Below are 26289 nucleotides of genomic sequence, written 5' to 3'. Positions count from 1 at the left end.
CGTGGGCCGAGTCAGTAGGTGATGAGGACTTTGAGGTTGGTGGGGTCGCTCACGGGCGCCGTGAGTGCGGCCGTGGCGTTCGCGAGGTCAAACGTGGAGGTGATGATGGACCGGAGGTCCACAGCCCCCGATGAAGCGAGCTGAATCGCCGTCGGGAACGCGTTGGAGTACCGGAACGCGGTCACCAAGTCGATTTCGAAGCGTTGGAGGAAGCCGAGCGGGATCCCGTCGACGGTGGGGCGGGCCTGGCCGACGACGGTTGCCCGGGCGGCAGGGGCAAGTGTCAGGATTCCGTCAGCCAGCGCCCTGGTGTTGCCTGAGCATTCGATCAGGCGATCCATGTCTTTCAGGTCCAAGGCCGTCACCGACGTGTTGATGGTCCGGGTGGCGCCGAACCGGGCAGCAACAGCCAGACGGTCGTCGTTGACGTCGGTCACGACGATCTCCGACGCGCCGCGGCAGGCCGCCACTTGCGCCACGAGCAGGCCGATCGGCCCGGCGCCTGTGATGAGCACCCGGTTCCCGGCCCGCACCTGGGCGCGTTCAACCGCCCAAACGGCGACGGCGAGGGGCTCGATCGCTGCCCCGATCTCGGCCGGGATGTTGGCCGGGAGTTCGTGGAGGGCGGCGTCGGGCACCACCACGTGGCGGGCGAAGAGACCGTCCGTGGGCGGGGAGCCGAAGCAGGTCCCCGCCGGGCAGAGGTTGTAGCGTCCGGAGAGGCAGGTTGGGCAATTCCGGCACGGGAGCGCCGGTTCAATCACGACGGCGGTGCCCGCGGCAATGCTTGCAGCTTCACCGGCCGCAATGACGACGCCGGCTCCCTCATGGCCGAGGACAGTGGGCTGCCGGAGGACATTGGTGCCGTTGCGGCCGTCGGCGAAGTAGTGCATGTCCGAGCCGCAGATGCCGCCCGAACGCATTTCAACGATGACATCTTTCGGCCCCATGGCTTTGAGGGGTTTCTCTTCGATCCGGAGTTCGCCTGCGCCGTGGAGCACTGCGGCTTCCGTGGTCAGCGGCAGGGAGGTTCCGTCAGCGCGGCGGACTGTTTGGGTGGTCATCGGATGCTCCGGGTCTGTGCGGGAAGTAGTGACGTTGACTCGGCGGCAGCGTTTGCGGCGGCGAGGGGACCTTGCCGGTGGATGATGTCGATCAGCTCGCCTGTGCGCCGGACGAAGCTTTCGCGGGTCGCGAGTTCGTCACCTAGGAGATGGTGTTCGCCGAGTACCTTCGCCGCGAGGTCCCGCCCGGAGCTGGATCGCTCTGCGAGGTCCTGGAGTGTCCCGCGGGCGGGGTCCTGCATCGCGTTGGCGTGGTTGCCGGGGTCGAATCCTCGAAGAGGTGCGATGCATGAGAGATACGCGGCGACGGTGAGGGCGAGGTAGTGGGGCATAGCGCCGGCGTCGAGCATTTCCAAGGCGGGAATCGGGATCCGCTGGCGGAGTTTGACGGAGCCATCGCTGCCTACCTGGCTGGTCCGGTGCCCCAATGCCGAATTGCGCCAACGCAGGAAGAGTTGCTCCTCGTAGGCGTCGACGTCGACGGCCCCTGGCACAGTGACGCTTGGCAGGTACTCGTCGCGGAGGACCCGGCGGGCGGCGGCTTCGATGTAGTCGATGCCAGCAGCATCGGGAATGGTGGCCGCTCCGGACAGCGCTCCGAGGTACGCGATCAGGGAATGGGTGCCGTTCAAGAGCCTGACCTTGAGTTGCTCATAGCCTGCGACGTCGTCCGTGAAGATCGCACCTCCGGCCTCCCAAGCAGGGCGGCCGGCTATGAAGTCGTCCTCCAGGATCCACATCGTGAATGGCTCTGCCGGCACGGGGATCTGGTCCGCATAGCCGAGTTGTTCGGCGACGAGGCTACGGTAGCGGTCCGTCGTGGCGGGCACGATCCGGTCCACCATGGATGACGGAAAGGTGACGTTCGCATCGATCCATTGCAGCGCCTCGGCGGCCTCGCCGGCCGGGAGCAATGAGGCAAATTCGCGGACGAGCCGTTGGGTGTGGTGCCCGTTGTCCGCCAGGTTGTCGCAACTGAGGACCGTCACTGGTTTACCGTGGGTTCGTGCCCGCTGCTGAAGTCCGCGGACGATCTGCCCGATCGGGGTGCGGGGGGCAGCGCCTTTGGCGAGATCGTGCTGCACGTCAGGGTCGGAAACGTTCAGCGAGCCTGTTGCCGGGCTGTAGGTGTAGCCGTTTTCCGTGACCGTCAGGGACACGATGCGCGTGGTCTCGGCACCGATGACGGCCACCACGCGCTGCGGTTCCTGGGCCGCGACGAAGGCATCTGTGTGCACGCGAGGGGTCGAGAACTTCGATCCCTCGGGTGAGATTTCCACCACGGTGTAGAGCATGTCCTGGGCGTGCATGGCGTCGGTAATGGCTGAGGAACGGCTGGAAACTCCGATGATTCCCCAGTCACCGCCGCGGGAGGCTATGGCGGCTTCCGTGTACACGGCCTGGTGGGCGCGGTGGAAGTTTCCGAAGCCGAGGTGCACGATGCCGGGAGCAGGGGCGACGCTTCGGCGAAGGATTCCGGGCGTTTCCGCGCTCAGCGGCGGCAGGATTGGCGTGGCCATGGGTCACCAGTCCTTCATGGAGCCGTCGAGCTCCCGCGCGATGGGCAGGAAAGCCTGCGTGTAGGGGAAGCGGGCTGCGGCTGCTTCGTCTACCCGGACGCCCAAGCCGGGCTCGTCACCCGGGTGCAGGTAGCCGTCCTCGAAGCGGAAGCTCGATTGGAACACCTCCGAGACCAAGGGGTCGTAGCCCATGTACTCCTGGATGGCGAAGTTGCTTGTGGCCAGGCCCAGGTGCAGCGAAGCGGACAGGTTGATGGGGGAGACATCAGACGGGCCGTGGGGTGCGCCCTTGATCTGGTAGACCTCGGCGAGAGCCAGGATCTTGCGTACGTGGGAGATGCCTCCGGCATGGACGACGGCGGTGCGGATGTAGTCGATGAGCCGTTCAGTGATGAGCAACTCGGTGTCCCAGACGGTGTTGAAGACTTCGCCGATCGCCAGCGGAATGGTGGTCTGCTGGCGCAGCGTGCGCAACAGCCGCTGGTTCTCGGCGGGGGTGGCGTCCTCGAGCCAGAACAGGTCCACGTCTTCCAAAGAGCGGGCCAAGCGGGCGGCTTCGGTGGGGTTGAGCCGGTGGTGGACGTCGTGGAGGAGCTTCAGCTCGGGACCGACGTGCTCACGGACTGCGGAGAGGATCTTCGGGGCGTGGCGCAGGTAGGCAGAGGTGTCCCAGTCTTCTTCGACTGGACCGGCACCGCGTCCGGCCGGTTCATAACTCGCGGCACCCTTGGTGACGCCATAAACCTTGTCGAGGCCGGGGACGCCGGACTGGGCACGGACGGCGCGGAAGCCCTGCTCGCGGCGTTGGTCTATCGAGTCCAGCAACTCCGGAAGGTCCCAGCCGGTGGCGTGCGTGTACGTGAGGATCTTGTCGCGGGCCGCGCCGCCCAGGAGTTGGTAGACCGGAACCCCGAGGGCCTTGCCTTTGATGTCCCAGAGGGCGAGGTCGATGGCGCCGATCGCGGCCATGGTCACCGGCCCGCGGCGCCAGTATGCACCTTTGTAAAAGTATTGCCAGGTGTCTTCGATGCGGTCCGCGTCCCTGCCCAGCAGGGCTGGGGCAAGGTGATCGCGCAGGTAGCTCGCGACAGAGAGTTCGCGGCCGTTCAGCGTGGCGTCACCCCAACCGACGATGCCGTCGTCGGTGGTGATCTTGAGGGTGACGAAGTTGCGGCTGGGGCTGGTTACCAGGACGTCGACGTCGACGATTTTTCGGGTCATCGGGAAATCACTACATTCTTCAGCGGCTGGTTCGTGGAAAGGCGGGTGATGTTTTCGGCGATCTCAAGCGCACGGCTGCGGAAGGTCTCTGCAGTGACGCCGGAGGAGTGCGGGGTCATGATGATGTTGTCCAGCCGGCCGAACGGCAGGGTGGAAGGATCGCCGCGGCCGTCAGTGCCCGGGTATTGGTACCAGACATCGATCGCAGCACCCGCGATCCGCCGGTCTTTCAGGGCTTCATAGAGGGCGGTTTCGTCGACGACCGGTCCGCGGGCAATGTTGACGAGCAACCCGTCCGGGCCGAGATCGTCGAGTTCGGCCGCGCCCACTATGCCGGTGGTTTGCTCCGTGAGCGGGATGCTGACCACGAGGATGTCCGATTCGCTCAGTGCCTCGCCGAGGCGTTCAGTGGTGCCTGCCCACCGCAAGGCGTTGGCGTGTGCGTCGACGCTTCCGCTGCGGGTGATGGCGATGCCTTCGGCGCCGAAGGCCTTGAGGAGCGACCATGCCGCTCCGCCGATGTGCCCGAACCCGAGGAATGTCACCACAGCGCCGCGCAGTGTTTCCGGCTGGCGGATTTCGGAGGAGTAAACGGACGAAGACCAGACACCGCTCCGAAGCGCCGCGTCTTGACCGATCAGGTTGCGACGGAGGGCCACCAAAACCGTGGCGATGTGTTCGGCAATGGAGCTTTCGTGGTGGAAGGTGTTCGCGCACACCGCCCCTGCGGGCAGTGCGGACGCGTCGATACCGTCGTATCCGGCACCGCCCACGTGGACCAGGCGCAAGTTGCCCGCGGCCGAGCCCATGGCTTCGGTGAAACGTGGCCCGACGTAGACGTCGGCATCTTTGAGGTCGGTGAGCACCGCATGCTCGCTCCAGCTGTCGTGCCAGGAGGCAAGGGCGCCCTCGGGGAGCGCGGTTTCGAAAGTGGAGCGGTGGGGCATCAGGTTGGGGTCTGCGATGACGATTCTCATGGTTACTTTCCCTGGAGGGCTTGCTCTGCGGTGCGCGCGGCAAAAGTGGAGCCACGCACGATGAGTTGTGAACTGAGGTGCACGGCTTCAGTTGCTGTCGGCTTTCCTGCCATCTGCTCCAGGAGGAGCTCAAGGCTGAGGGCGCCGCTTCGGTCAATGGGTACGCGGATGGAGGTGAGCCCCGGCTCTGCCGCGGCGGCAATGTCGAGGTCGTCGATGCCGACAACGCTGATGTCCTCCGGGCAGTGGTAGCCAAGGGTACGGGCGCCGGCGAGCATGCCGATGGCGACCAGGTCGTTGTAGGCAATAACAGCGGTGGCACCGCTGGCGACCACGGAAGCCGCCGCGGCCAGTCCGCCGTCGACCGTTGCATTCTGGTTCCCCACGGTCACGAGTTCGATGCCCCAGTCGGCGCAGAAGCGGGTGATCGCTGCACGGCGTTGGCCGTTGGCCCACGACGACGCGGGTCCGGGGATATAGGCGAGCTTGCGGTGGCCGAGTGCATAGAGATGCTCGACGGCTTGGCGGATTCCCTCGCCGGCTTCCATGAGCACCCGCGCGGCGTGCTCGGCCTCGCCATTGATGACCACCAGCGGCGCGCTACCGGCGAGATTGTGAATCTGCTCGGAAGGCAGGCGGGGCGAGCAAAGGATGATCCCATCCACGCCCGTCGCGAAGGATTCGAGATGTGCCTGTTCCCGCGAGGAGGACTCGGAGGTGTCGGCGAGGACCATCCGGTGGCGGCCGTGCCATGCCTGGTCCTGGATGGCTTTGATGAGGGCGGCGAACACCGCATTTGAAATGTCGGGGACGATGACGCCGAACGTCCGGCTGCCCGTCACTCCGGGCACGTCGTAACCCAACTGCTCGGCAGCGGCCATGACCTTCTGCCGCGTTTCGGCTGCCAGCCGGCCGGGGTCTCCGAATGCCCTCGATGCCGTTGCCAGGGAGACCCCCGCCAGCTTTGCGACATCCGTGAGTTTTGCCGACATCTGTCCTCCAGTTGCTTCGTTGAAACCTTGTCCTGCAAGTATGGAAAGACTTGTACAAGTTTGTCAATGGTTTGCACAAGGTTGTTGGGACTGCCGGCTTGCCTGGATCCGTTGAGCGTCGCGTAGCTGCGGAGTAGGGTGGCCCCACCCACCTCGCACCACCAATTGAGGAGCGACCATGTCACATCTCAAACTTCGACTTGCCACCATGACGGCAGTACTCGCGCTAAGCGTGACGAGCGGGGCCGTCACCAACCCTGCCTTTGCCGATCCGCGCCAGACTGAAAAGACCGCCACCGCCACCGGATACGGCGGCGCGGTCAGCACCGTAGACCCAGAAGCGTCCGCTGCCGCCATCGAGGTCCTCCGCAAAGGCGGCAACGCAGCCGACGCCGCCGTCGCCGCCGCCGCGACGCTGGGCGTGACCGAACCGTACAGTGCCGGGATCGGTGGTGGCGGCTACTTCGTGTTCTACAACGCGAAGACCGGCAAGATCGGCACCATCGACGGGCGCGAGACCGCGCCGGCGGCGATGCCGCACGACGCGTTCATCGATCCCGCCACGGGGAAGCCGTACAACTTCACGCCCGAGCTCGTTACCAGTGGCGTTTCAGTCGGTGTCCCCGGAACAGCGGCAACCTGGGAGCGCGCCCTGGAACGTTGGGGTACTTTGAGCCTTGGAGATGCCCTCCAGCCGGCCATCAAGGTTGCGAGCCGCGGCTTCGTCGTCGACCCAACTTTCCGCCAACAGACTCTCGACAACAAGCTCCGCTTCGCGGCGTTCAGCTCCACCAGCAAGCTGTACCTCCCAGGAGGCGACGCACCCGCCGTCGGCAGCGTCTTCCAGAACCACGACCTCGCCGCGACCTACCGGCTCCTCGCGAAGGAGGGCATCAGCGCCTTCTACGACGGCCCGCTGGCAGCCGAGATCGCGGCAACAGTCCAGGCCCCGCCGAAGACTGCCACCACCACGCTGCCCATCCCCGTGGGGCACATGACCACAGCCGACCTCGCCGCCTACAAGCCCCTGGACCAAGCGCCCACCCACGTCGACTACCGCGGCCTCGATGTCTACGGCATGGCGCCGTCGAGCAGCGGGGGCACGACGGTAGGCGAGGCGCTCAACATCCTGGACACGGTCAACCTCTCGGAGATGTCCAAACCCGCCGCACTGCATCACTACCTCGAGGCGAGCGCGCTCGCGTTCGCGGACCGTGGAAAGTACGTTGGGGACCCTGCCTTCGTCGATGTTCCTACGGAAGCGCTCACCGACCCGATCTTCGGCAAGGAACGCGCCTGCCAGATCGACCCCCTGCACGCGGCTACGAAGCCCGTCGCGCCGGGGGATGTGACCGGGTACGACGGCGTGTGCCCGGCTTCCGCTGCCGCGCTCGCTGATGAGAAGGACACAGAGAACATCTCGACGACCAACATGACGGTCGCGGACAAGTGGGGGAACGTGGTCGAATACACGCTCACCATCGAGCAGACCGGCGGATCAGGCATCGTGGTACCGGGACGCGGGTTCCTGCTCAACAACGAGATGACCGATTTCTCGGCCGTCTACAGCGCGAGCGACCCCAACCGAATCGATCCCGGCAAGCGCCCACGCTCGTCGATGTCCCCGACCATCATCCTCAAGGATGGCAAGCCGTTACTCGCTCTCGGCTCGCCCGGTGGATCGACGATCATTACAACCGTGCTGCAGACCATCTTGAACAGGGTGGACCTGGGCATGAGCATTTCCGACGCGATCGCCGCACCGCGTGCCTCCCAACGGAACACGGCAAAGGTCACGGCCGAACCGGAGTTCATCACGGCGTACGGTAGCCAACTCACACCATATGGCCACCAGTTCACGCCATCCGGCGACGCATTCACCTCGGCGGCGGAGATCGGTGCCGCAACCGCGATCGAGTTCAGGCCCGGCGGGCTCATGATCGCTGCCGCCGAGCCGGTCAGACGAGGCGGCGGCTCGGCGATGGTGCTGAAACCATCGCCGTGAGACGAATGCGGAATCCATTCAGGCTGCTGACACCGGGGGTGGGGCCGGGGTAGCTTGTCCCCATGGCTACCGAAGCAACCACCCTCACCGTTGACGGGCCGAACGGTCCTCGCGACATACGGATCTCCAGTCCTAGCAGGGTCCTTTGGCCCGAGATCGGCCTGACCAAGCTGGATCTGGCGCGCTACATCGTTGAGGTCGGGGAAGCATTCATCTCCGCAAACGGCGGCCGGCCGGTCTCGCTGCAGCGCTTTTCGGACAACATCGACGGCGATCAGTTCTTCTCCAAGAATCCGCCGAAAGGAACACCGGAGTTTATCCGGTCCGTGAAGGTTGTTTATCCGAGTGCGCGCTCGCATCCCCAATTGGTGCTCGATGAGCCGGCAGCTGCAGTGTGGGCCGTCCAAATGAACACAGTGGTCTTTCACCCTTGGCCCTCGCGGGTCGAAAACACGGACAACCCTGACCAGCTGCGGATCGACCTGGACCCGCAGCCTGGAACGGATTTCGACGACGCGATTCCCGCAGCCCTTGCGCTGAAAGACGTACTCGCGGAGGCCGGATTGACCACTTTCATCAAGACCTCCGGAAACCGTGGGCTCCACGTCTATGCCCCGATCGAGCCTTCGCATGAGTTCTTGGACGTACGGCATGCCGTGATTGCAGCCGCCCGGGAGCTCGAGCGCCGAATGCCGGACAAGGTGACCACGGCCTGGTGGAAGGAAGAACGTGGTGAAAGGGTGTTCGTCGATTTCAACCAAGCCAATCGTGACCGGACCATAGCAGGCGCGTACAGTCCGAGGGCGCTCGCCCACGCTCCGGTCTCTTGTCCAATCACGTGGGACGAACTTGAATCGGCGGACCCGAAAGGCTTCACCATCCTCACGGTGCCTGGCAGGTTGAAATCGGTGGGGGACCCTTGGGGTGACATGAACTCCAAAGCCGGCAAAATCGACGTCCTGCTTCAATGGTGGGAACGCGATCTCGGTGCAGGGCTTGGGGAAATGCCGTTCCCGCCTGACTACCCGAAGATGCCGGGCGAACCGCCGCGTGTGCAGCCGAGCCGAGCGCGCAAGCACGACTGACAGACAGCCCGGGAAGGTGGCCCCGGCAGGCAATGAGTGGAAGAATGAGGGCTGGACCAAAACGGCCGGCGGCGCATCTTGCCTGCTGAGACCCAGGTGAGTCCCCCAGTGCGCCGTCGGTCTTGACCTTGTCGAGCTCTTACGCCGCGCCGGTCCATCTTGGCGCGCTTGCCGCGTGCCGGAGTTCCTTGGCGCGGGTGCGGAATCCGTCGGACGCCGTGCGCGGTTCGTCGCATGCCGGGGGAGCCGCACGGTGGGGGACCGCGCTCGGACGCACGGTCACGGCCGGTTCACGCACGCTTGCCACGGGGCAAAGGTCGGTGACCAGCCCCATGCCGGCACACTCCCGCGCAGCGGCGATGCCGGCAACAACCGCGGGCTTGTCCTCGAACGGCGTCGAAACAGCGATGACCGCCCCGTCAGGTGATTTGAGGCGGAACCTGAAGAAGGACTCCCCGTCAAGAAACACTTCGAATATGCCAGCCACTGCTACCTCCCGGTCTGCGGACCCTGCTCGGTAGCGACTTCACTACGAGCGGGTCGGAGCATCGCTGCATTCCCGTCCGCTGCTCTGGTTGAACAACCACCGTGAATCGTCTTTCACGTGATATTCAGTCTGTTCTGACTGCGTTGAGGCTAACAAGACCGCGTGAGTAAATCCTGTGTAAAACGTGTGCAACCCCGGGGCGGGTCAGCTGCCACTTGCCCGGTTCATCAGGTGCTCGAGCAGCGCCAGTTCCGGAAATCCGGGGTGGCGCGCAATGCTGGACCTCAGTTTTGCACGGAGGTGTTCGCCACTCGGTTCGGTTCCGCCGAGGACTTCGTCGATGATTTCCTGCGCCTGCTCACGCAGGGCGGCCAGGGTGTCGCGGTCGTCACCGGGAACCAGAACCGGTTCCGGCTCGACGAGCGGGTCTTCAGACTCCAAAGGTTCCGACACTGCCAGCTCCTGATATTTCATCCCGGCAACTCCCAGTTAGGTCCGGAATTCGCCCCCATCCACTAGATAGTAATGAGGGCGCCCGGGTTGTTCACCGCTAAATGCTCAGAACGACGAATATGGCTTGGAAACGGTGGTTTGTGACGCGGACCCGACGGCGGCGCCGTTCCGCCGTCGGGCCGTTGCTTTTCAGTCCATGACGAGGTCGCGGGCGGCGGCGGCAATGTGGCGTGCCGAAATGCCCGCTGCGTTGAGCAAGTCCTTGGGCTCACCGGAACCAGGAAGTTCCCTCACGGCGAGAAGCGCGATATGGAGTTTGGGCGTGTTGGCGCTCGCAAGCGCTTCGAGGACAGCCGAGCCGAGGCCGCCTTGGGCGTAGTGGTCTTCGGCGACAACAATCCGGCCATCGGTTTCGAGGCACGTCCGGCGCAAGGTGTCGACGTCGATCGGCTTGACGGAGTAGAGGTCGATGACGCGCGCTCTGATCCCCGACTCGGCCAGCTGCTCGGCGGCGGCGAGACATTCGTGGAGTGTGACGCCGGCGCCGATGAGCGCCACTTGGTCATCGGCGCCGGCACCGTGGACCTTGCTTCCGCCAAGGGGGAACTGTTCGTCCGGACCGTAAATCACGGGATAGGCGCCCCGGGTGGCTCGCAGGTAGGAGATTCCGGGTGTGTCCGCCATGGCGCTCACGAGTTGCGCTGTGGACGGAGCGTCAGCCGGATAGAGCACCGTGGAAGTGTGCACCGCCCGCATGGCGGCAATGTCCTCCAGGGCCATCTGCGAGGGACCGTCTTGCCCGATTTCAACGCCGGCATGCGTGCCGACGAGTCGGATGTCCACCTCCGAGACTCCGGCCATGCGGATAAAGTCGAATGGCCGCGAAACCAGGAAAGCCGCGAAACTTGAGGCGAAGGCCACGTAGCCGCGGACCGAGAGGCCGATGGCGGCGGCCACGAGTTGCTGCTCGGCAATGAAAACTTCAAAATACCGCTCAGGGGCCACTTCCTCGAAGTCCCGTGCATGGGTCGAATTCCCCACTTCGCCGTCGAGGACCACCACTTCGGGGCGGGCCGCCAGCGCGGACACGGCGGCCCCAAAGGCGGCCCTGGTCGCCACTTTGTCGCCGACCTTCCAATCCGGGAGCGTGACGGAAACGTGAGTGCCCGGCGTGATTGCTGGAGTGCCGGGTTCCGGAGGACGGGTGGTCACGCGGACGCTGCTTGGCCCTCCAAGGGCCGCTATGGCTTTCTCGGCCATGTCTGCCGGGAGCGCCTTGCCGTGCCAGCCGTTCTGGTCTTCGATCTCAGGTACCCCTTTGCCCTTGATCGTCTTGGCCAGAATGACCGTCGGCTTATCGGGATCGCTCGTGGCCCTGCTCAGTGCATCGTCTATCTGGGAGATGTCATGGCCGTCGATGATGAGGGCCTGGGCTCCGAACGCTTCGACCCGCCGGGCGTAGGCGTCCATGTTCCACTGAAGTTCTGTGGGGCCGTCCTGGCCAAGCCGGTTGACGTCCACGACGGCGGTGAGGTTGCCGAGCTTGTAGTACGCCGCCTTGTCCACTGCCTCCCACATGGACCCTTCAGCTAGTTCGCTATCGCCGCACAACACCCATGTATGGAAGGGAAGCTTGTCCAGGTACCGTCCTGCGAGGCCCACCCCGACGGCGACCGGCAGCCCTTGTCCCAGCGAGCCGGTCGCCACATCCACCCAAGGCAGCACCGGCGTCGGGTGTCCTTGAAGCCGGGCACCGAACTGACGGTAGGTATTCAGCAGCTCATCTTCCTCGACGACGCCCACAGCCCGATACATGGAATACAGCAGGGGTGAAGCATGTCCTTTGGAGAAAATGAGATGGTCGTTGTTCGGCAACGCCGGCTGTTCCCAGTCGTAGCGAAGGTGCCGCGTGAGGAGGACCGCCATGAGGTCCGCGGCCGACAGCGACGACGTGGGATGACCCGAACCGGCGTTGGTGCTGCACCTGATGGAGTCCACACGCAATTGCGTAGCCAGGGCCCGAAGGGAGTCCATGTCTTCCGTTTGCATCGGTGCCGGCCGCAATTCTGGATCTTTTGACATCTCTCAGTTGCCTTTCATACGCTCCGAGCGGGTGGCCTGTCCTACGTGTCCGGCCTACAAGATCGTCAGGGGCGGCTCTCCCAAGGGCCGCGAGGGCGGGAAGGGAAGGTCCGGGCCCGGCTCGGGGACAGGGGAAGGCCCCGGCTCGGGCAGCGGAACCGGCTCGGGGGTTCCCGGGCGGGGTCCGGGTCCGGGGTCCGGACCCGGGGCCGGTACGGGCGTCGGCCCTGGTTCAGGCAACGGCACCGGCTCCGGCGTCGGGCTTGGGCCGGGCTCCCGGGTAGGGTCAGCGTTAGGGTCGCGCGTCGGGTCGGGAGGGAACTCGCTCATTGTTTGCTTCTCGAATCGTCAATGAAGTTCGGGCGGACGTCCGTGGGGCCGGCCTGCTCGTGGCCGACCCCACGGGGCTCAGCGGTCCGACGGACGAGGACCTGTTTCTGTGCCCGGACCGGCTTCCGTGGCAGGCCACGCTTCGGCGCCGCGTTCCACGGAAGGGTCACGAGGCGTTTCTTCCGTGGTGTAGTCGCCTTCGATCCGCTCGGCGGGCAGATCCGCGACCCGCTCCGTGCCGTAGTCGCCCTCGGTGTATTGTCCGACGCGAGTCGCGTCACCGCCGTCGGCCGCTTCCATAGCGGCAGGGGCCGTCAAATCAGGGTCGACGGCGGGCAGCTCCGACGTGGCCTCAACAGGGGTGGCTGCTGAGCCGGAGTCGTCGACGTCGCCGGCGGCCACGGAACCGCGCCAAGCGCCAGTCTCGTAGCCTCGCTCCTCGATGAATTTCTTGAACTTGTCGAGGTCGGCTGAAACCCGCATATCGTCGATGCCCACCATCGAGCCGGCCTTTTCGGCAAAGCCCTCCGGCTCCCATTCGATCTCCACGCTCACGCGGGTACGGTCCGCGCCAAGTGGTTCGAAGCTTACGGTGCCGGCGTTCCTTGGTCCGTCGACGCTGGCCCAGCTGACCAGGGAATCCGGGACCTGCTCAAGGATTTGGGCGTTAAAGCCGCGCTTGACGCCGCCGACGTTGGTGGAAAAATGCAGGGCTGTCTCGTCGATTTGTTCGACCGCTTCGACGCCCTTCATGAATTCCGGGAACGACTCGAACTGGGTCCATTGGTTGTAAGCCACTGAAACGGGAACTTCCACGTCGATTGTTCGGTTGACCGTAGCCATGTTCATTCTCCTTGCTAGCGCTTGTTGCTGCGGATGTAGCTGGGCTTTGGCGATCTAGCCGGCGTCGAATGTTTCGCCGTCGTCGTCTTTCGGGGACTTATCCTCGGGCAGTCCTGTCGCATCGCCCTTCGGTTCGGATGAGAAGGAAGTCCCTGCCTTGCTTCCCTCGGAGTTCGACTCATCCAGCTCGGCGTCGGCCGATGGCACCGCGGCTGATCCGTTGTGCCCGCCCTGATTCGCCTGCCGGGCCCCCCGTCCTGCTGTTTCTTGTTCCGGCGTCGGAGTTCCGTAGCCTCCGGCTGCCTCTTCCTCGGCTCCATGCTGCTCGTCCATTTCCATGCCGTCCTTCCGTATTGGTTGAACTTGTTGGTGGAAAATCATGACCCGCTACCCAGGACGGCTTCCGTCGGTGACCGGAAGCCGGCCTTGGATGCAGGCCCATGGCCCCGGACAGAAGGCCTCCGGCCCTCTGTCGACGCCCGTTCAAGCCTGTTACCACATCGAAACTAGTAGGCCGGGAGGTCACTTGTCCATGGATTCGGGAAAATTGATCAGCAAACTTACTATGTCGATCGAGAAGGCCTAGACTAGGCCGGCGTCAGGGCCTCGAACTATCGTTTCTGCCCGGCCTTCCGGCGCCGGGGAGACCAGGAAAGCAGCGGGTACAGCAGCACGAGCGCCGCGAGGGCGACAAGGATGCTGCCGCCCGCGGCGAGGCCGGCCTCAGGCCCCACGGCAACGCTGAAGATCAGTCCGGCGCACCCGGCGATCAGCAGGGACACACACGCCACGACGGCCTTGACGATCTTGTCGCCTGCAGCCACCAGCCGGTACTTGACGTGATGCTGGAAGAGCCGCCGGTGCAGGCTTACCGGAACGAGCATGAGCCCGGTGGTCATGGTCGCCAGGACAACCAGCAGGAGAAACCACCATTTTTGCATCTCTGTGAGCGTGCCGAATCGCTGCTGGAACGGCAGGGTCAGCAGGAAGCCGCCGATAATCTGCACGCCCGTCTGGAGGACGCGCATCTCCTGGAGCAGCTCATTCCAGTTTCGGTCCATCCGTTGGTCCTCGGACTCGTGCCTGGTGTCGGGAGCCGGCCCGGGGAACAGGGGATCTTCCGGTCCGCTCACGACGGCCGCGGCAGTTCGCAGCCTGCCACGGGATTCAGTCCCATGTAGTTCAAGGGACCGGCAACAATATTCAGGCTAATCGTTGCGAACTGGGAGCACTGCGCCGGGACGGCGCTGAAGTAGCCTCGCTGTCCGGCCGCTACTGCTCCTATGACGAGCCAGATCACCACGATCAGCCCGAAAATCGACCCGAATCGCATGGCCATCGACCAACCTCTCATCGATTCCGAATATCAATCAGCTTACTTATTCGGCGACTTCGACCATAGGCTGGCCGGATGGCAACCCACGTAGGGACGTCGGGGTGGAGTTACGACCACTGGGACCACGTGCTCTATCCCGCCGGCACCCCCTCCCGCAACCGGCTCGATTACTACGTGCAGCAATTCGAGACCGTCGAACTCAACGCGAGTTTCTATCGTTGGCCGCGCGATTCATCGTTCGCCAGTTGGCGACGCCGCCTACCTGAAGGGTTCGTGTTTTCGGTCAAGGCGCCCCGTGGGCTCACCCATGGCAAGCGCCTTTACGCACCCGAAGCCTGGATCGGCAGGATCACCTCGGCGTGGCATGAGCTCGGGGACAGGCGTGGGGTCCTGCTGGTCCAGTTGCCGCCGGGAATGGAGCGCGACGACGGCCGGCTGGCCTATTTCCTTGGCCTCCTCCCCGAGTGGATCAAGGTCGCCGTCGAATTCCGCCATGACAGCTGGCATGACGAGGCTGTCTACGAGTTGCTTGAAAAGCACCGGACGGCCTATTGCATCATGAGCGGGGCGGAGCTCCCGTGCGTCCTCCGAGCGACGGCGCCGTTTGTCTACATCAGGATGCATGGGCCGGATCACCACCACCTTTATGGAGGTTCATACTCCGATCAGGACCTGCGCTGGTGGACCGACCGAATTGCGGAATGGGAGACGGCGGGCAAGGAGGTTTTCGTCTATTTCAATAACGACGGCGGCGGTAACGCGGTCCGTAATGCCCGCACCCTCCGTTCCTTCCTCGGCAACCACTAGGCGTGGACTCCATGGTTGTTGGGTACGGTAGTTTCCATGGTTGAAACCAAGAAGGTCAGGATGCCAGCTTCATCCCTCATGACCGTGATCTTGGCTTTTGCGGCAAACCTTCTTGTTGCGGTCGCAAAGACTGTCGCCGCCGTGCTTACCGGCTCCGCTTCGATGATCGCTGAGTCCGCCCACTCCTGGGCGGACACGGGAAACCAGGTCTTCCTGCTGGTGGCCGAGAGGAGATCCTCGAAGAAGCGGGACGTGGCCCATCCGATGGGCTACGGCAGGGAAGCATACGTGTGGTCGATGTTTGCCGCCTTTGGCTTGTTCACCGCAGGCGCCGTTGTTTCCGTGATGCACGGCATCCAACAGCTTTTCGCGCCGGAGCCCGCCGGTGATTTCGCGGTCGCCTATATTGTCTTGGCGGTATCGTTCGTCCTGGAAGGGGGTTCGTTCGTCCAGGCATTCCGGCAGGCCCGCAAGTCCGCACGGGAGCTCGAACGCCGGACCTTGGAGCAAGTGCTCAAGAGTTCAGATCCCACCATGCGTGCAGTCTTCGCGGAGGATAGCGCCGCGCTCATAGGCCTGCTCATTGCCTTCTTGGGAATCTTCCTGCACCAGCTCACTGGATCACCACTTCCGGATGCGCTCGGATCCATATTTGTCGGCATTCTTCTCGGTGTCATCGCCGTAGCGCTGATAGATCGCAATCGTCGCTTCCTTGTCGGCCAGGGCGTCACTCCGGAACTCGAGAAGTCGATGGCGATCAGGGTCATGGAACACCGGGAAATCGAGCGCCTGACATATCTTCACCTGGAGTTTGTCGGTCCGCGCAAGTTGTACCTCGTGGCCGCAGTGGATATCACCGGCGACCTCCGGGAGCACGAAGTGGCCATCGCGCTGCGCCGCGTGGAACGGGAACTCGAGGACGAGGAGACCGTCGAGGAGGCCGTCCTGACCCTCGCTACCCCCGACGAGCCCTCGCTGTCCTTCGGCGTTCGGCGTCCGTCGCCGGCCGTGGAGTAAACCAGGACCGTCAGTCCGCTTGAACCTCCGGGAAAACAAGTACAAGCTACTCGCGTCATGGTTCACACAAAGTTGTTGACTCAAGGGACCAGCATCCGCGCGCTGTCCGAGGACTCCGATCCCGGCTGGCCAACGGCAGGGTCGGCCGATCGATAACACCGGCGTTGCGGAGGCACAGTCAATTTTCGAGGGGAGTTCCAATGGACGGTCAACTTTGGATTTGGATCGTGGTGGCGGTCGTGATCATCGCGGTGATCGTCGCCGTCGTCGTTTATGGGCGCCGCGCGAAGAACGCCGCTAACCGCAAGCGCGCTGCGGACCTCCGCGAGAAAGCCCGTGCCGACGCCCTCGGAGCTCATGAGCGCAGCGCCGAGGCCGCTCGGGCGGCCGCAGACGCCGCGCGCGCCGAGAGCGAGGCGGAACGCTTGCACCGGGAGGCCGCGGACAAGCAGAAAGCCGCCGAGCGCGCCAACGAAGTCTCGCAGGACAGGTTGCGGCGGGCAGAAGAGTTGGACCCGGATGCCGGCAACCGCTCGGATCCGGATAGTGCGGGAAGCCGCCGGGACCGGGACGACGACGAAATCCGACGGGAACGCGACGACGACCGAGGCGACGGGGAGGGACGCCGGGACCCGAGACCATAGGCTAACCGGTTGCGATCACGCCCCACCTGCCGTAGGTGCGGCTTGAGGTTGCTCCGCCACTTCCTGGGTGGCTGCCCAGCTCGCGAGGAGGCGCAGGGCGTCTGCAGAGGGGGAGCCAGGTTCTGCAGGGTAGATGAACAGCGAGAGGCCGGTGTCCGCCGACAATTCCATTGCCTCGAAAAGTAGGCGGAGTTCACCCACCACGGGGTGGTGGAAATGCTTGAAACCGCTGTAGTGGCGGCGCACGTTGTGCGCGGCCCAGCGAGTGCGGAATTCATCGCTTCGGGTGGAAAGCTCTCCTACAAGGTCTCTCAGCCCGCGGTCGAAGGGGTCGCGGCCGGCCTCGGTGCGGAGGATGGCAACCATATTGTTGGCGGCGAGTTCCCAATCCGGGAAGAACCGCCGGGCCCGTTCTTCATCCAGGAATATGAAGCGTGCGTAGTTGGCGGGCCGGACCGGGTTGACGTACATCTCGGAATGCAAAGCAAGGCCGAGCTTGTTGGCGGCAAGGATGTCCATGCGGGCGTTGCGGACGAATGCCGGCGCGTCAGTAATGGCGTCAAGGGCGAACTGCACACTTGGCCGGACCTGCTGTGGTGCGGATCGACGCTGCCTCTTGCTTGTTCCGGCGGTACGCGCCAGATCGAACAGGTGCGCACTCTCAGCCTCGTCGAGTTGGAGGGCCCTCGCCAGTGCCTCCAAGACGCTCTCGGACACTCCCGCAAGGTTCCCGCGTTCGAGCCGGGTGTAATACTCAACGCTCACTCCGGCGAGGGTCGCGACTTCGCCGCGACGGAGCCCTGGTACTCGCCGATTGCCGCCCGACGTCGGCAGCCCTGCCTGTTCGGGGGTGATCTTCGCGCGCCGGGAAGCAAGGAAGTCGCGAGCGTCGTTGCGGTTGTCCATGCGATCAACGATAGTGACCTCGCAGCGCCCTGAGGGAGTCCCTGACAGTACCTCTATCAACGACACCTCCCGGCAGCGGTGAGGACCCCGACGTCGTCCGGGATCCGGGCGTCGTGCTAGAAAATGTGGAAATCGCCCGCATCGGCGTTCGCGGACGGATACACCACGGGTTCCCGCCCCAACTCCAGCAGGACGTCGTTGATGCTCATTTGCCCGTCGAGTTGGACGGCCGGGACGAAGGCGGTTTCGGATTCGACTTCAGCGGTCATGGATCGATCTTATGTGCGGCAGGGCCCACGGGCGCGATGAACACGCGAGCTCCAGGCTAAGTCGCCGGGCGACGTTTTGTGTTCGAGGATCACGGTTTCTGGGATGCGGCCGCGGAGGGGGAGAGATCGGCCAGCGTAAGGGGATGTGCGGGAGCCTCCGGGAAGGGGTGGCTGATGGTCACAGCCAGATCCGGACTGACGTGGACCAGGGCACCACCGGGAAGCGCTCTCCACTCGGGGTTGTCATCCATCGGCTCGGTGGCGATGAGGACGTGTCCTGCACGCGAGGCCTCCCTACTGTGGGCGCGGATCCGGGAGCTCCGTGCGTCCAGGGGAGCCGCCTCGGCCGAGCGGGCAGGAAGCCTCTCCAGAATGTGAAGCTCATGCGTGTCCGGATACCTGACTGCCCAAACGTCGCTCGCCGTCGTCAGGATGAGGTTCAAGCTGAACACCGGCAGTTCCTTGGCGATCCAGCTGATCGCTCGGATGATACCTTCGCCGACGTCGCCATCCGCTCTTCTGCTCTCCGCGGTGATCAAGGCGAAGAGGCGCTCACTGTCTGTTTGGCCCTTCACCAGATCCGCGACTCCGGACTCCGCCAGCCGCTGGTCCAACCGCTCAAGATCGCCGAAGGCGCCGTTGTGGGCGAACAACCTCCCGTCCTGCTCGAAAGGGTGCGTGTTGACCATGGTGTGCGCGCCGGTGCTGGCATATCGCACATGGGCCAGGAATGTCGTGCTCTTCAGGACCCGTGCTTCACGTGCAAAGGCGTGGTCCTCCCATGCGGCGAGCGGCTGCTTGGCGACATGGGCCTTGCCGTCACCGTCAAAGGTGCCTATGCCGGCGCCGTCGGGCTCGCGCCGGCTCTGGTCAGCGAGGCTGTCCGGGGCGTCCAAAAGCCAGAAAGTGGCCCGGACTGCTTGCGAACCGGCATGCAAGCCGAACAATCGGCACATGGCACGCATCCTTCCTTCAATCGTCTGGCGGCGAAGCTGCTGCTGGCTAGTGGTGGAACGCCTGGGTCTGCCCACCGGCGGGCATCGGTGCCGTGAGGCCGTCCAGGTAGGCGACTTCTTTCTTGAGATCGGCCAGGAAACTGGATGCGAGGTCGCGGGTGAACCCGTTGCGGACAACGATCCGTTGGACTGTGATCTCGCTCAATCCTTCCGGCATGGGGTAGGCGGGGACGAGCCACCCATTCATCCGCAGCCTTTCGGACAAGTGGTGAAGGTTCCAATTCTCCGTGTAGCCGTCGGTGAGTTGCCAGGCAAATACAGGAATGTCGGATCCGTCGCTCCACAAAGTGAACGCCTCCATTGCCCCTATTTCACTGGAGAGATAGAGCGCCACGTCCCGGGAGGTTGCCTGGACGGATTTGTATCCCTCGTATCCGAGCCGGAGGAACAGGTAGTACTGAAGGAGCACCTGGGCGCCGGGGCGTGAGAAGTTCAGGGCGAAGCTCGGCATGTTCCCGCCCAGGTAACTGACATGGAAAATCAGGTCCTCGGGGAGTGCCTGCTCGTCACGCCAGATAATCCAGCCGAGGCCGGGGTAGACCAAGCCGTACTTGTGGCCGGAGGTGTTGATCGAGGCAACCCGCGGCAGGCGGAAGTCCCAGACGGTCTCCCGTTGCAGGAAAGGTGCAACCATGGCTCCGGAGGCGCCGTCGACGTGGATCGGAATATCAAGGCCCCGCTTTGCCTGGATCTCGTCCAACGCCGCCGAGATCTTCTCGACGGGTTCATAAACCCCCGTGTAGGTCACGCCCATGATCGCGACAACGCCGATGGTGTTCTCATCGACGTACTTGTCCAGCTCGTAGCCGTCCAGCATTTGGTGTTCCTGCGACACCGGAACGAAGCGGGCCTCCACGTCCCAGTAGTTGCAGAACTTCTCCCAGCACACTTGGACGGCCGAGCTGAGGACCAGGTTGGGTTTGTACGTGGACAGGCCGGCCGCCCTCCGTGCGTGCTGCCAGCGGCGTTTCAAGGCCAGGCCGCCGAGCATGCACGCCTCGGAAGAACCGATCGTTGAGGTTCCGACTGACTTGGCGGGATCGGGTGCGTTCCACAAGTCTGCGAGCATCCGCCAGCAACGGGTTTCGATCAACGCCGTCTGCGGGTACTCGTCCTTGTCGATCATGTTCTTGTCGAACGTCTCTGCGTACAGTTTCGACGCTTCCGGTTCCATCCACGTTCCAACGAATGTGGCCAGGTTCAAGCGGGAGTTGCCGTCCAACATGGCTTCGTCGTGGACAACCTGATAGGCGGTCGACGGAAGGGACTCACCGTCCGGAATGGTGAATCGTGGAAAAATACTGGATTCTCCCGGTCGGCTGAAGACGGGGTTCAGCTCTACTGCAGTGTCGGGTTCATGGGCTGATGTTCGGTGTGACCTATTGATGGTTCGCTCCTTTGACTCGCCGCTGCGCGAGCCGCTGCGGTGGCATGGCCCGCCAAGGCCCCACGCTACCGCGTGCGTACGCCGTACCCAAGCACTTTCGGGAGCCGCCATCGTTCAGATCGTCGCAGCCTGTGGCCTTCCAGGCCATGGTGCCAAAGTGACTCCTGGTGCATAATCGCAGGGGACGGAGCTCTGTCACCCTGAGGCTAGGAGGCACCAATGTCGATGCAGGACACTCCAGAAGATCGTCGGCCGGGGGAGACGCAAAGCGTTCCGCTGCCAGGATCGGACAGGGCTCCCGCCCCGGGCCTCCGGGACATTCTCGGCCCTGTCGATCCTTCCCATCGGATCGAAGCGACAGTCATCCTGAGGCGCCAGGAAGAAATGCCCGAGGTGCCGTCCGCTGTGCTTTCGCGGGACGAACTTGCCTCCCGATACGGCGCATCGGCCGCAGACCTGGATCTTGCAGTAGGCACTTTCACCAACCTTGGTCTCGACGTCGTGGAGTCGGACGCGGCCAGCCGCAGGATTCGGCTGGCCGGAACCGTGGAGCAGATGAGCAGCATTTTCGGGACATCCCTGGACGAGCTGACCAGCCGAAGCCCGGACGGTACCGCTATCACCCACCGGCACCGCACCGGAGGCCTCCACGTCCCTGCGGCCCTCGACGGCGTCATCGTTGCCGTCCTCGGCCTTGACGACCGGCCGCAGGCCCGCGCCCAATTCCGCGCCATTCCCCTCGCTGCGGCCGCTGCGAGCTACACCCCGCCGCAGCTGGGAAGGATCTACAATTTCCCTGCGGGAACGGACGGGACGGGCCAAACCGTTGCCATCCTCGAGTTGGGTGGCGGCTACGGGCAGCAAGACCTTGACACGTACTTCCTGGGCCTTGGTATCCCCACGCCAAGCGTCACCGCGGTGGGAGTCGACGGCGGGGCGAACCAGCCGGGGCAGGATCCGTCGGGCGCCGACGGGGAAGTCCTGCTGGACATCGAGGTGGTCGGCGCCTTGGCGCCAAAGGCCAACATATTGGTCTATTTCGCCCCCAACACCGACGCCGGGTTCCTGGATGCGATTGTCGCTGCCTCGCATGCAACCCCGACGCCGGCCGCGATCAGCATCAGCTGGGGCCAGAGCGAAGACGCCTGGACCGGCCAAGCCCGGACGGCTTTCGACCAGGCCATGGCCGACGCCGCGGCCCTCGGCGTGACGGTGACAGCGGCAGCTGGGGACAACGGCAGTGCCGACGGCGCAACCGACAACAAGGATCACGCCGATTTCCCGGCGTCGAGCCCGCATGTGCTGGCCTGCGGCGGAACCAGACTTCAAGCGGACACCGCAACAGGTGTCATCAGGGCGGAAACGGTCTGGAACGACGGACCCAACTCGGCTACCGGCGGAGGATTCAGCGACGTCTTTCCGGCGCCCTCCTGGCAGTCGGGGATCCCGGGGCACGCCAAGCACAAGCCTGTGCCCAAGAAGGCCGGAAGGGGCGTCCCCGATGTCAGCGGCGTTGCCGACCCGCAGACCGGCTATCAGGTGCGCGTCGACGGGAAAGACATGGTGATCGGTGGAACAAGTGCGGTGGCGCCGCTCTGGGCGGCCCTCGTCGCCCGGCTCGCCCAGGCCACCAACAGGCGCTTCGGCCTGATCCAGCCGCTGCTTTACCAAAACGGCAAGCAACCGGCGTCGGGCTTCCATGACATCACCTCAGGCTCCAATGGAAGCTACCACGCCGGGACCGGTTGGGATCCCTGCACAGGCCTGGGCAGTCCGGACGGCAGTGCCCTCCTTGCGTTGCTCCAAGCCAAGGCTTAGTGGACCTGCCGGAGCCATTGCGGCGGTCCAAAACCCGCCACAACACGGCTTTGACTCGGTAAACTGGTTGGTGTCCTTTACAACCTCAGGTTTCAAAGGAGGCTACACAATGGCTGGATACTTTGAGCTGGTCGATGGACCCAACGATGGGTACAGGATTGCACTGCGCGACGGTGAAGGCGAGATCCTGGCGATGTCTACGACCTTTGCCACCAAACAATCGGCTGTCCGCGGGATATCCACGCTCCGGGAGATCGCCGGAACAGCCCTCATCAAGGACAGGAGCCACGGACGGTGGACGCCGTCCCTTGAGCGTCAGGCCCACCACTTGCATCTGTTCCACCAACCCGCATGGCGGAAGCACGAAGTGAGAAGCGCAGCAGGCCGCTTGTAGCCCTGCGATAGCGCGGGTTCGCAAACCGCCCCGCACTCCAGTTCCCACAGGGCACTCCGTTACGGATTGAACGGGCTGCAATGACGCATGCCGAAAATGCCGTCCCGCCAAGTCTCCTCGGGGGGGGAAACGGCACGCCTGCGCCTGCTTTGGCTGCCCCAGCCCGAGCGGATACGATGGACGATGGCTGGCTGTGGTCCCCGTACGCCACAAGCTATGAAGCCTTATCAATGAATAGGAGACACCCGTGTCAGATGCCCAGCAGATCACCCTCATCGTCGATGGCGAAGAGACCAAGGTGACGGAGGGGACCACCGGCGCGGAACTCTTCTTTGAGCGCCGCGACGTCGTTGTGGCCCGAGTCGACGGCGAACTCAAGGACCTCGACCAAGTGCTGCCCGAGGGTGCCCAGGTTGACGGCATCACCATCGACTCGCCGGACGGCCTGAACGTCCTCCGCCACTCCACCGCGCACGTGATGGCCCAGGCTGTGCAGCAGCTTCGTCCGGACGCCAAGCTCGGAATCGGTCCCTACATCACAGACGGCTTCTACTTCGATTTCGATGTCGCCGAGCCCTTCACTCCTGAAGACCTGCGGCAGCTTGAGAAGATGATGCAGAAGATCATCAACCAGAACCAGAAGTTCGTGCGCCGCGTCGTCACCGAGGACGAAGCCCGCGAGGCCATGAAGGGCGAGCCTTACAAGCTTGAACTGCTGGGCAAGAAGAACGACGCCGCCGACGCCGGAGAGGGCGTCAACGTCGAGGTGGGCGCCGGGGACATCACCATCTACGACAATGTGGATCGCAAGAGCGGCGACAGCGTCTGGTGCGATCTCTGCCGAGGCCCGCACCTGCCCAACACCAAACTGATCTCCAACGCTTTCGCCCTGACCCGCTCCTCGGCGGCGTACTGGCTGGGCAACCAGAACAACCAGCAGTTGCAGCGTATCTACGGCACCGCTTGGCCCACCAAGGATGCGCTGAAGGCGTACCAGGAGCGCATCGCCGAGGCCGAGCGCCGAGATCACCGCAAGCTCGGCGCGGAACTTGACCTGTTTTCCTTCCCGGATGAGCTGGGCTCCGGACTGCCGGTGTTCCACCCGAAGGGCGGGATCATCCGCAAGGCGATGGAGGACTATTCGCGCCAGCGCCACGTGGACGCCGGATACGAGTTCGTCTACACCCCGCACATCACCAAGGGACACCTCTACGAGGTCTCCGGCCACCTTGACTGGTACAGGGAAGGCATGTTCCCGGCGATGCACATCGACGCGGAACTGAACGACGACGGCACCGTGCGCAAGCCCGGCCAGGACTACTACCTGAAGCCGATGAACTGTCCGATGCACAACCTCATCTTCCGTTCGCGCGGCCGCTCCTACCGGGAACTGCCCCTGCGGCTCTTCGAATTCGGCTCTGTGTATCGCTACGAGAAGTCCGGTGTTGTCCATGGTCTGACCCGCGTGCGCGGCATGACACAGGACGACGCCCACATCTACTGCACCCGCGAACAGATGAAGGACGAGCTCACCACCACCTTGAACTTTGTCCTTGGCCTCCTCAAGGACTACGGACTGGACGACTTCTACCTTGAACTGTCCACCAAGAACGAAGACAAGTTCGTTGGGGAAGACGCCGCCTGGGAAGAAGCCACACGCACCTTGGCAGAAGTAGCCGAGGCCTCGGGGCTGGAACTTGTTCCGGATCCGGGTGGAGCCGCGTTCTACGGCCCCAAGATCTCCGTGCAGGCGAAGGACGCGTTGGGCCGCACCTGGCAGATGTCCACCATCCAGCTGGACTTCAACCTGCCTGAGCGTTTTGAGTTGGAGTTCCAGGCTGCCGACGGCACACGCCAGCGCCCCGTCATGATCCACCGCGCGCTGTTCGGCTCGGTAGAGCGTTTCATGGGCGTCCTCACCGAGCACTACGCGGGAGCTTTCCCCGCGTGGCTCTCGCCCGTGCAGGTGGTCGGCATTCCGGTGGCTGAGGCGTTCAACGACTACATGTTCGACGTCGTTGGCCAGCTCAAGGCTGCGGGTATCCGTGCCGAAGTGGACATTTCCTCGGACCGCTTCCCAAAGAAGATCCGCACCGCGAGCAAGGACAAGATTCCGTTCGTCCTCATTGCCGGCGGAGAGGACGCAGAGGCCGGTGCGGTGTCGTTCCGCTTCCGTGACGGCAGCCAAGACAACGGTGTGCCCGTTGCCGAGGCCGTCCGAAGGATCGTGGACGCCGTCAAGAACCGCGAGAGCTGACGAGTCGGACACCGCGGGGGCCAGGAAAAATGCAGGAGAACACGGGCGTGACAGCTGACTATCCGGGCGATGCCGAAGTGACTGACGACTTCGGCCTGGCAGGTGTTCCTGATGCCTTCCAACGCCTGTGGACTCCGCACCGCCTGGCCTACATCAAGGGTGGGCAGAACCAGTTCAAGAACGAGGACGACTGCCCGTTCTGCGTGGCTCCGAGCCGCACGGACAAGGAATCCCTCATCGTGCGCCGCGGCAAGACGTGCTACGTGGTCCTCAATTTGTTCCCGTACAACCCCGGTCACTTGCTCGTGTGCCCGTACCGGCATGTTCCGGACTACACGGACATTACCGTGCAGGAAACGGCGGAAATGGCGGAGCTCACGCAGACCGCGATGCGGGTGCTGCGCAAGGTGGCCAACCCGAGCGGCTTCAACCTGGGCATGAACCAAGGTGTGGCCGGCGGGGCGGGCATCGCAGCCCACCTGCATCAGCACGTAGTTCCGCGCTGGGGCGGGGACGGTAACTTTTTCCCCATCATCGCCCAGACGAAGGCCGTCACCCAGACCCTTGACGAGGTCCGCCAGCAAGTGGCCGACGCCTGGCCGGAAGAGTCGGATCTGTCCGGGGAGCCGGATGCTTAATCGGCACGCCCGCGGGTTCTTCACCGGGCTGTTCTCGCCCCTGGCCCGGTTCCTGCTCAAGGTGGGGGTCTCGCCCGACGCCGTTACCGTCGTCGGGACGGCGGGCGTAGTTCTCGGTGCCCTGATTCTCTACCCCCTGGGCCAGCTCTGGTGGGGTTCGCTGCTGATCGCCGTTTTCGCGCTGTCCGACGTCGTGGACGGCATCATGGCAAGGGAACAGGGACGCAGCGGCCCGTGGGGAAACTTCCTCGACTCCACGCTGGACCGGCTGGCAGACGGCGCCATTTTCGCCGGCGTCGCAATCTGGTTCTTCACGGGAGGAGGGAACAGCGCGATTGCTATCGCGTCCCTGGGCTGCCTGGTGCTCGGGATGGTGGTTTCGTACGCCCGCGCCAAGGCTGAATCATTGGGCTTCTACGCCAATGTGGGCATCGCCGAGCGCGCTGAGCGGCTTATTTCCGTGCTCCTCGTCACCGGTCTGACCGGGCTGGGGCTGCCCCCCGTCGTCTTGCTGGTGACCCTTGTCATCCTCGCCGCCGCAACGGCAGTCACCGTCGTCCAAAGGATGGCCGCCGTCCGCGAACAGGCAATGGCAGACGTCGACGGCGGGACGCCCGCTTAAGCGGTGATTAGCCCGTAGCAGGCCCTGCTTTGCGCGACGGCGGTCAACCCCCGTGTCTCATTCCGGGCGGGTTTATGTCCGGGTGGGTCTGAAGTGGTGGTTGCGGCGGGGTGTTTGGC

The 26289-nt window shown here is 64.2% G+C and carries 26 protein-coding genes; 10 read left to right on the top strand and 16 right to left on the bottom strand.

Annotated elements, in window-relative coordinates:
- Positions 1–11: 11 nt before the first annotated feature.
- Genes QRN51_RS00130 through QRN51_RS00110 form a run of 5 tightly spaced genes read right to left on the bottom strand, consistent with a single transcriptional unit; the run spans position 12 to position 5774 of the window.
- Entirely contained in the window at positions 12–1064 is a 1053-nt protein-coding gene (locus QRN51_RS00130; protein WP_284988160.1) for an alcohol dehydrogenase catalytic domain-containing protein, read from the bottom strand.
- Positions 1061–2584 (bottom strand): mannitol dehydrogenase family protein, encoded by a 1524-nt coding sequence (locus tag QRN51_RS00125; protein ID WP_284988159.1) that lies wholly within the window; start codon positions 2582–2584, stop codon positions 1061–1063. Before QRN51_RS00125 ends, QRN51_RS00130 begins: the two co-directional genes overlap by 4 nt.
- A 3-nt stretch (positions 2585–2587) precedes the next feature.
- Positions 2588–3805 carry a D-mannonate dehydratase ManD gene (manD, locus tag QRN51_RS00120; protein ID WP_284988158.1) on the bottom strand — a complete coding sequence of 406 codons (1218 nt, stop codon included), beginning with the start codon at positions 3803–3805 and terminating at the stop codon, positions 2588–2590.
- On the bottom strand, positions 3802–4782 hold the full coding sequence (locus QRN51_RS00115) for a 2-hydroxyacid dehydrogenase (protein ID WP_284988157.1): 981 nt from the start codon (positions 4780–4782) through the stop codon (positions 3802–3804). Before QRN51_RS00115 ends, manD begins: the two co-directional genes overlap by 4 nt.
- A gap of 2 nt (positions 4783–4784) precedes the next feature.
- Positions 4785–5774: a LacI family DNA-binding transcriptional regulator gene (locus QRN51_RS00110; protein WP_284755587.1), complete on the bottom strand. Its 990-nt coding sequence runs from the start codon at positions 5772–5774 to the stop codon at positions 4785–4787.
- 178 nt (positions 5775–5952) lie between these two features.
- Here QRN51_RS00110 and ggt point away from each other — a divergent pair, with 178 nt between their 5' ends.
- Both ggt and ligD read left to right on the top strand, forming a co-directional pair.
- On the top strand, positions 5953–7779 hold the full coding sequence (ggt, locus tag QRN51_RS00105) for a gamma-glutamyltransferase (protein ID WP_284988156.1): 1827 nt from the start codon (positions 5953–5955) through the stop codon (positions 7777–7779).
- Between the two features lie 62 nt (positions 7780–7841).
- The gene (gene ligD / locus QRN51_RS00100; protein WP_059389221.1) at positions 7842–8864 is read left to right on the top strand and encodes a non-homologous end-joining DNA ligase; all 1023 of its coding nucleotides are present in this window, start codon (positions 7842–7844) and stop codon (positions 8862–8864) included.
- A gap of 139 nt (positions 8865–9003) precedes the next feature.
- Here ligD and QRN51_RS00095 read toward each other — a convergent pair whose 3' ends face one another.
- The 7 genes from QRN51_RS00095 to QRN51_RS00065 all read right to left on the bottom strand — a co-directional run bounded on the left by QRN51_RS00095 (position 9004) and on the right by QRN51_RS00065 (position 14398).
- A complete protein-coding gene (locus tag QRN51_RS00095; protein ID WP_284988155.1) occupies positions 9004–9351 on the bottom strand; it encodes a YegP family protein in 348 nt (115 codons plus the stop codon).
- Between the two features lie 204 nt (positions 9352–9555).
- Positions 9556–9804, bottom strand: a complete 249-nt coding sequence (locus tag QRN51_RS00090) for a hypothetical protein (RefSeq protein ID WP_148667615.1) — start codon at positions 9802–9804, stop codon at positions 9556–9558.
- Positions 9805–9993: 189 nt separating this feature from the next.
- Entirely contained in the window at positions 9994–11886 is a 1893-nt protein-coding gene (locus QRN51_RS00085) for a transketolase (RefSeq protein WP_284988154.1), read from the bottom strand.
- Between the two features lie 408 nt (positions 11887–12294).
- Positions 12295–13059, bottom strand: a complete 765-nt coding sequence (locus tag QRN51_RS00080) for an SRPBCC family protein (protein WP_284988153.1) — start codon at positions 13057–13059, stop codon at positions 12295–12297.
- A gap of 54 nt (positions 13060–13113) precedes the next feature.
- A complete protein-coding gene (locus QRN51_RS00075) occupies positions 13114–13392 on the bottom strand; it encodes a hypothetical protein (RefSeq protein WP_284988152.1) in 279 nt (92 codons plus the stop codon).
- Between the two features lie 278 nt (positions 13393–13670).
- Positions 13671–14192: a DUF6328 family protein gene (locus QRN51_RS00070; RefSeq protein WP_307053972.1), complete on the bottom strand. Its 522-nt coding sequence runs from the start codon at positions 14190–14192 to the stop codon at positions 13671–13673.
- On the bottom strand, positions 14189–14398 hold the full coding sequence (locus tag QRN51_RS00065) for a hypothetical protein (RefSeq protein WP_284755563.1): 210 nt from the start codon (positions 14396–14398) through the stop codon (positions 14189–14191). The genes QRN51_RS00070 and QRN51_RS00065 overlap by 4 nt, the downstream gene beginning before the upstream one ends.
- 72 nt (positions 14399–14470) lie before the next feature.
- Here QRN51_RS00065 and QRN51_RS00060 point away from each other — a divergent pair, with 72 nt between their 5' ends.
- The 3 genes from QRN51_RS00060 to QRN51_RS00050 all read left to right on the top strand — a co-directional run bounded on the left by QRN51_RS00060 (position 14471) and on the right by QRN51_RS00050 (position 16863).
- Positions 14471–15202, top strand: coding sequence for a DUF72 domain-containing protein (locus QRN51_RS00060; RefSeq protein WP_059389215.1), 732 nt, complete (start codon positions 14471–14473; stop codon positions 15200–15202).
- A gap of 36 nt (positions 15203–15238) precedes the next feature.
- Positions 15239–16219 carry a cation diffusion facilitator family transporter gene (locus QRN51_RS00055; protein WP_284988151.1) on the top strand — a complete coding sequence of 327 codons (981 nt, stop codon included), beginning with the start codon at positions 15239–15241 and terminating at the stop codon, positions 16217–16219.
- A gap of 200 nt (positions 16220–16419) precedes the next feature.
- Complete coding sequence (locus QRN51_RS00050) at positions 16420–16863, top strand: hypothetical protein (RefSeq protein WP_284988150.1); 444 nt, start codon at positions 16420–16422, stop codon at positions 16861–16863.
- Between the two features lie 15 nt (positions 16864–16878).
- On the opposite strand, the gene QRN51_RS00045 is transcribed toward QRN51_RS00050, so the two are convergent.
- The 4 genes from QRN51_RS00045 to gad all read right to left on the bottom strand — a co-directional run bounded on the left by QRN51_RS00045 (position 16879) and on the right by gad (position 20441).
- Positions 16879–17769, bottom strand: coding sequence for a helix-turn-helix transcriptional regulator (locus QRN51_RS00045; protein ID WP_284988149.1), 891 nt, complete (start codon positions 17767–17769; stop codon positions 16879–16881).
- A 116-nt stretch (positions 17770–17885) separates the two neighbouring features.
- Positions 17886–18038 carry a hypothetical protein gene (locus QRN51_RS00040; protein ID WP_172465612.1) on the bottom strand — a complete coding sequence of 51 codons (153 nt, stop codon included), beginning with the start codon at positions 18036–18038 and terminating at the stop codon, positions 17886–17888.
- 89 nt (positions 18039–18127) lie between these two features.
- Positions 18128–18994 (bottom strand): class II glutamine amidotransferase, encoded by an 867-nt coding sequence (locus QRN51_RS00035; protein WP_284988148.1) that lies wholly within the window; start codon positions 18992–18994, stop codon positions 18128–18130.
- A gap of 46 nt (positions 18995–19040) precedes the next feature.
- The gene (gene gad, locus QRN51_RS00030) at positions 19041–20441 is read right to left on the bottom strand and encodes a glutamate decarboxylase (RefSeq protein ID WP_284988311.1); all 1401 of its coding nucleotides are present in this window, start codon (positions 20439–20441) and stop codon (positions 19041–19043) included.
- A 219-nt stretch (positions 20442–20660) separates the two neighbouring features.
- Between gad and QRN51_RS00025 the strand changes: the two genes are divergently transcribed.
- From QRN51_RS00025 to pgsA, 5 genes are all read left to right on the top strand, one after another.
- Entirely contained in the window at positions 20661–22259 is a 1599-nt protein-coding gene (locus tag QRN51_RS00025) for a S53 family peptidase (protein ID WP_284988147.1), read from the top strand.
- Positions 22260–22368: 109 nt separating this feature from the next.
- The gene (locus QRN51_RS00020; protein ID WP_059389211.1) at positions 22369–22653 is read left to right on the top strand and encodes a YegP family protein; all 285 of its coding nucleotides are present in this window, start codon (positions 22369–22371) and stop codon (positions 22651–22653) included.
- A gap of 247 nt (positions 22654–22900) precedes the next feature.
- A complete protein-coding gene (gene thrS, locus QRN51_RS00015; RefSeq protein ID WP_284988146.1) occupies positions 22901–24910 on the top strand; it encodes a threonine--tRNA ligase in 2010 nt (669 codons plus the stop codon).
- Positions 24911–24939: 29 nt separating this feature from the next.
- Positions 24940–25548 (top strand): HIT family protein, encoded by a 609-nt coding sequence (locus tag QRN51_RS00010; RefSeq protein ID WP_059389209.1) that lies wholly within the window; start codon positions 24940–24942, stop codon positions 25546–25548.
- The gene (pgsA, locus tag QRN51_RS00005) at positions 25541–26170 is read left to right on the top strand and encodes a phosphatidylinositol phosphate synthase (protein ID WP_284988145.1); all 630 of its coding nucleotides are present in this window, start codon (positions 25541–25543) and stop codon (positions 26168–26170) included. The genes QRN51_RS00010 and pgsA overlap by 8 nt, the downstream gene beginning before the upstream one ends.
- The last annotated feature ends 119 nt before the right edge of the window (positions 26171–26289 follow it).

The sequence above is a fragment of the Arthrobacter sp. efr-133-TYG-120 genome, assembly GCF_030209785.1.
Taxonomy (GTDB): domain Bacteria; phylum Actinomycetota; class Actinomycetes; order Actinomycetales; family Micrococcaceae; genus Arthrobacter.
This window is presented reverse-complemented; position numbering and strand designations above follow the sequence as displayed.

Excerpts from the sequence above, each read along its gene's own strand:
- QRN51_RS00125 (WP_284988159.1), bottom strand. The coding sequence starts at position 2,584 with ATGGCCACGCCAATCCTGCCGCCGCTGAGCGCGGAAACGCCCGGAATC.
- QRN51_RS00035 (WP_284988148.1), bottom strand. The coding sequence starts at position 18,994 with ATGTGCCGATTGTTCGGCTTGCATGCCGGTTCGCAAGCAGTCCGGGCC.
- QRN51_RS00080 (WP_284988153.1), bottom strand. The coding sequence starts at position 13,059 with ATGGCTACGGTCAACCGAACAATCGACGTGGAAGTTCCCGTTTCAGTG.
- QRN51_RS00110 (WP_284755587.1), bottom strand. The coding sequence starts at position 5,774 with ATGTCGGCAAAACTCACGGATGTCGCAAAGCTGGCGGGGGTCTCCCTG.
- QRN51_RS00075 (WP_284988152.1), bottom strand. The coding sequence starts at position 13,392 with ATGGACGAGCAGCATGGAGCCGAGGAAGAGGCAGCCGGAGGCTACGGA.
- pgsA (WP_284988145.1), top strand. The coding sequence starts at position 25,541 with ATGCTTAATCGGCACGCCCGCGGGTTCTTCACCGGGCTGTTCTCGCCC.
- QRN51_RS00045 (WP_284988149.1), bottom strand. The coding sequence starts at position 17,769 with ATGGACAACCGCAACGACGCTCGCGACTTCCTTGCTTCCCGGCGCGCG.
- QRN51_RS00085 (WP_284988154.1), bottom strand. The coding sequence starts at position 11,886 with ATGTCAAAAGATCCAGAATTGCGGCCGGCACCGATGCAAACGGAAGAC.
- QRN51_RS00020 (WP_059389211.1), top strand. The coding sequence starts at position 22,369 with ATGGCTGGATACTTTGAGCTGGTCGATGGACCCAACGATGGGTACAGG.
- QRN51_RS00010 (WP_059389209.1), top strand. The coding sequence starts at position 24,940 with ATGCAGGAGAACACGGGCGTGACAGCTGACTATCCGGGCGATGCCGAA.
- ggt (WP_284988156.1), top strand. The coding sequence starts at position 5,953 with ATGTCACATCTCAAACTTCGACTTGCCACCATGACGGCAGTACTCGCG.
- QRN51_RS00130 (WP_284988160.1), bottom strand. The coding sequence starts at position 1,064 with ATGACCACCCAAACAGTCCGCCGCGCTGACGGAACCTCCCTGCCGCTG.
- QRN51_RS00050 (WP_284988150.1), top strand. The coding sequence starts at position 16,420 with ATGGACGGTCAACTTTGGATTTGGATCGTGGTGGCGGTCGTGATCATC.
- QRN51_RS00065 (WP_284755563.1), bottom strand. The coding sequence starts at position 14,398 with ATGGCCATGCGATTCGGGTCGATTTTCGGGCTGATCGTGGTGATCTGG.
- ligD (WP_059389221.1), top strand. The coding sequence starts at position 7,842 with ATGGCTACCGAAGCAACCACCCTCACCGTTGACGGGCCGAACGGTCCT.
- QRN51_RS00055 (WP_284988151.1), top strand. The coding sequence starts at position 15,239 with ATGGTTGAAACCAAGAAGGTCAGGATGCCAGCTTCATCCCTCATGACC.
- QRN51_RS00040 (WP_172465612.1), bottom strand. The coding sequence starts at position 18,038 with ATGACCGCTGAAGTCGAATCCGAAACCGCCTTCGTCCCGGCCGTCCAA.
- QRN51_RS00115 (WP_284988157.1), bottom strand. The coding sequence starts at position 4,782 with ATGAGAATCGTCATCGCAGACCCCAACCTGATGCCCCACCGCTCCACT.
- QRN51_RS00060 (WP_059389215.1), top strand. The coding sequence starts at position 14,471 with ATGGCAACCCACGTAGGGACGTCGGGGTGGAGTTACGACCACTGGGAC.
- QRN51_RS00025 (WP_284988147.1), top strand. The coding sequence starts at position 20,661 with ATGTCGATGCAGGACACTCCAGAAGATCGTCGGCCGGGGGAGACGCAA.
- manD (WP_284988158.1), bottom strand. The coding sequence starts at position 3,805 with ATGACCCGAAAAATCGTCGACGTCGACGTCCTGGTAACCAGCCCCAGC.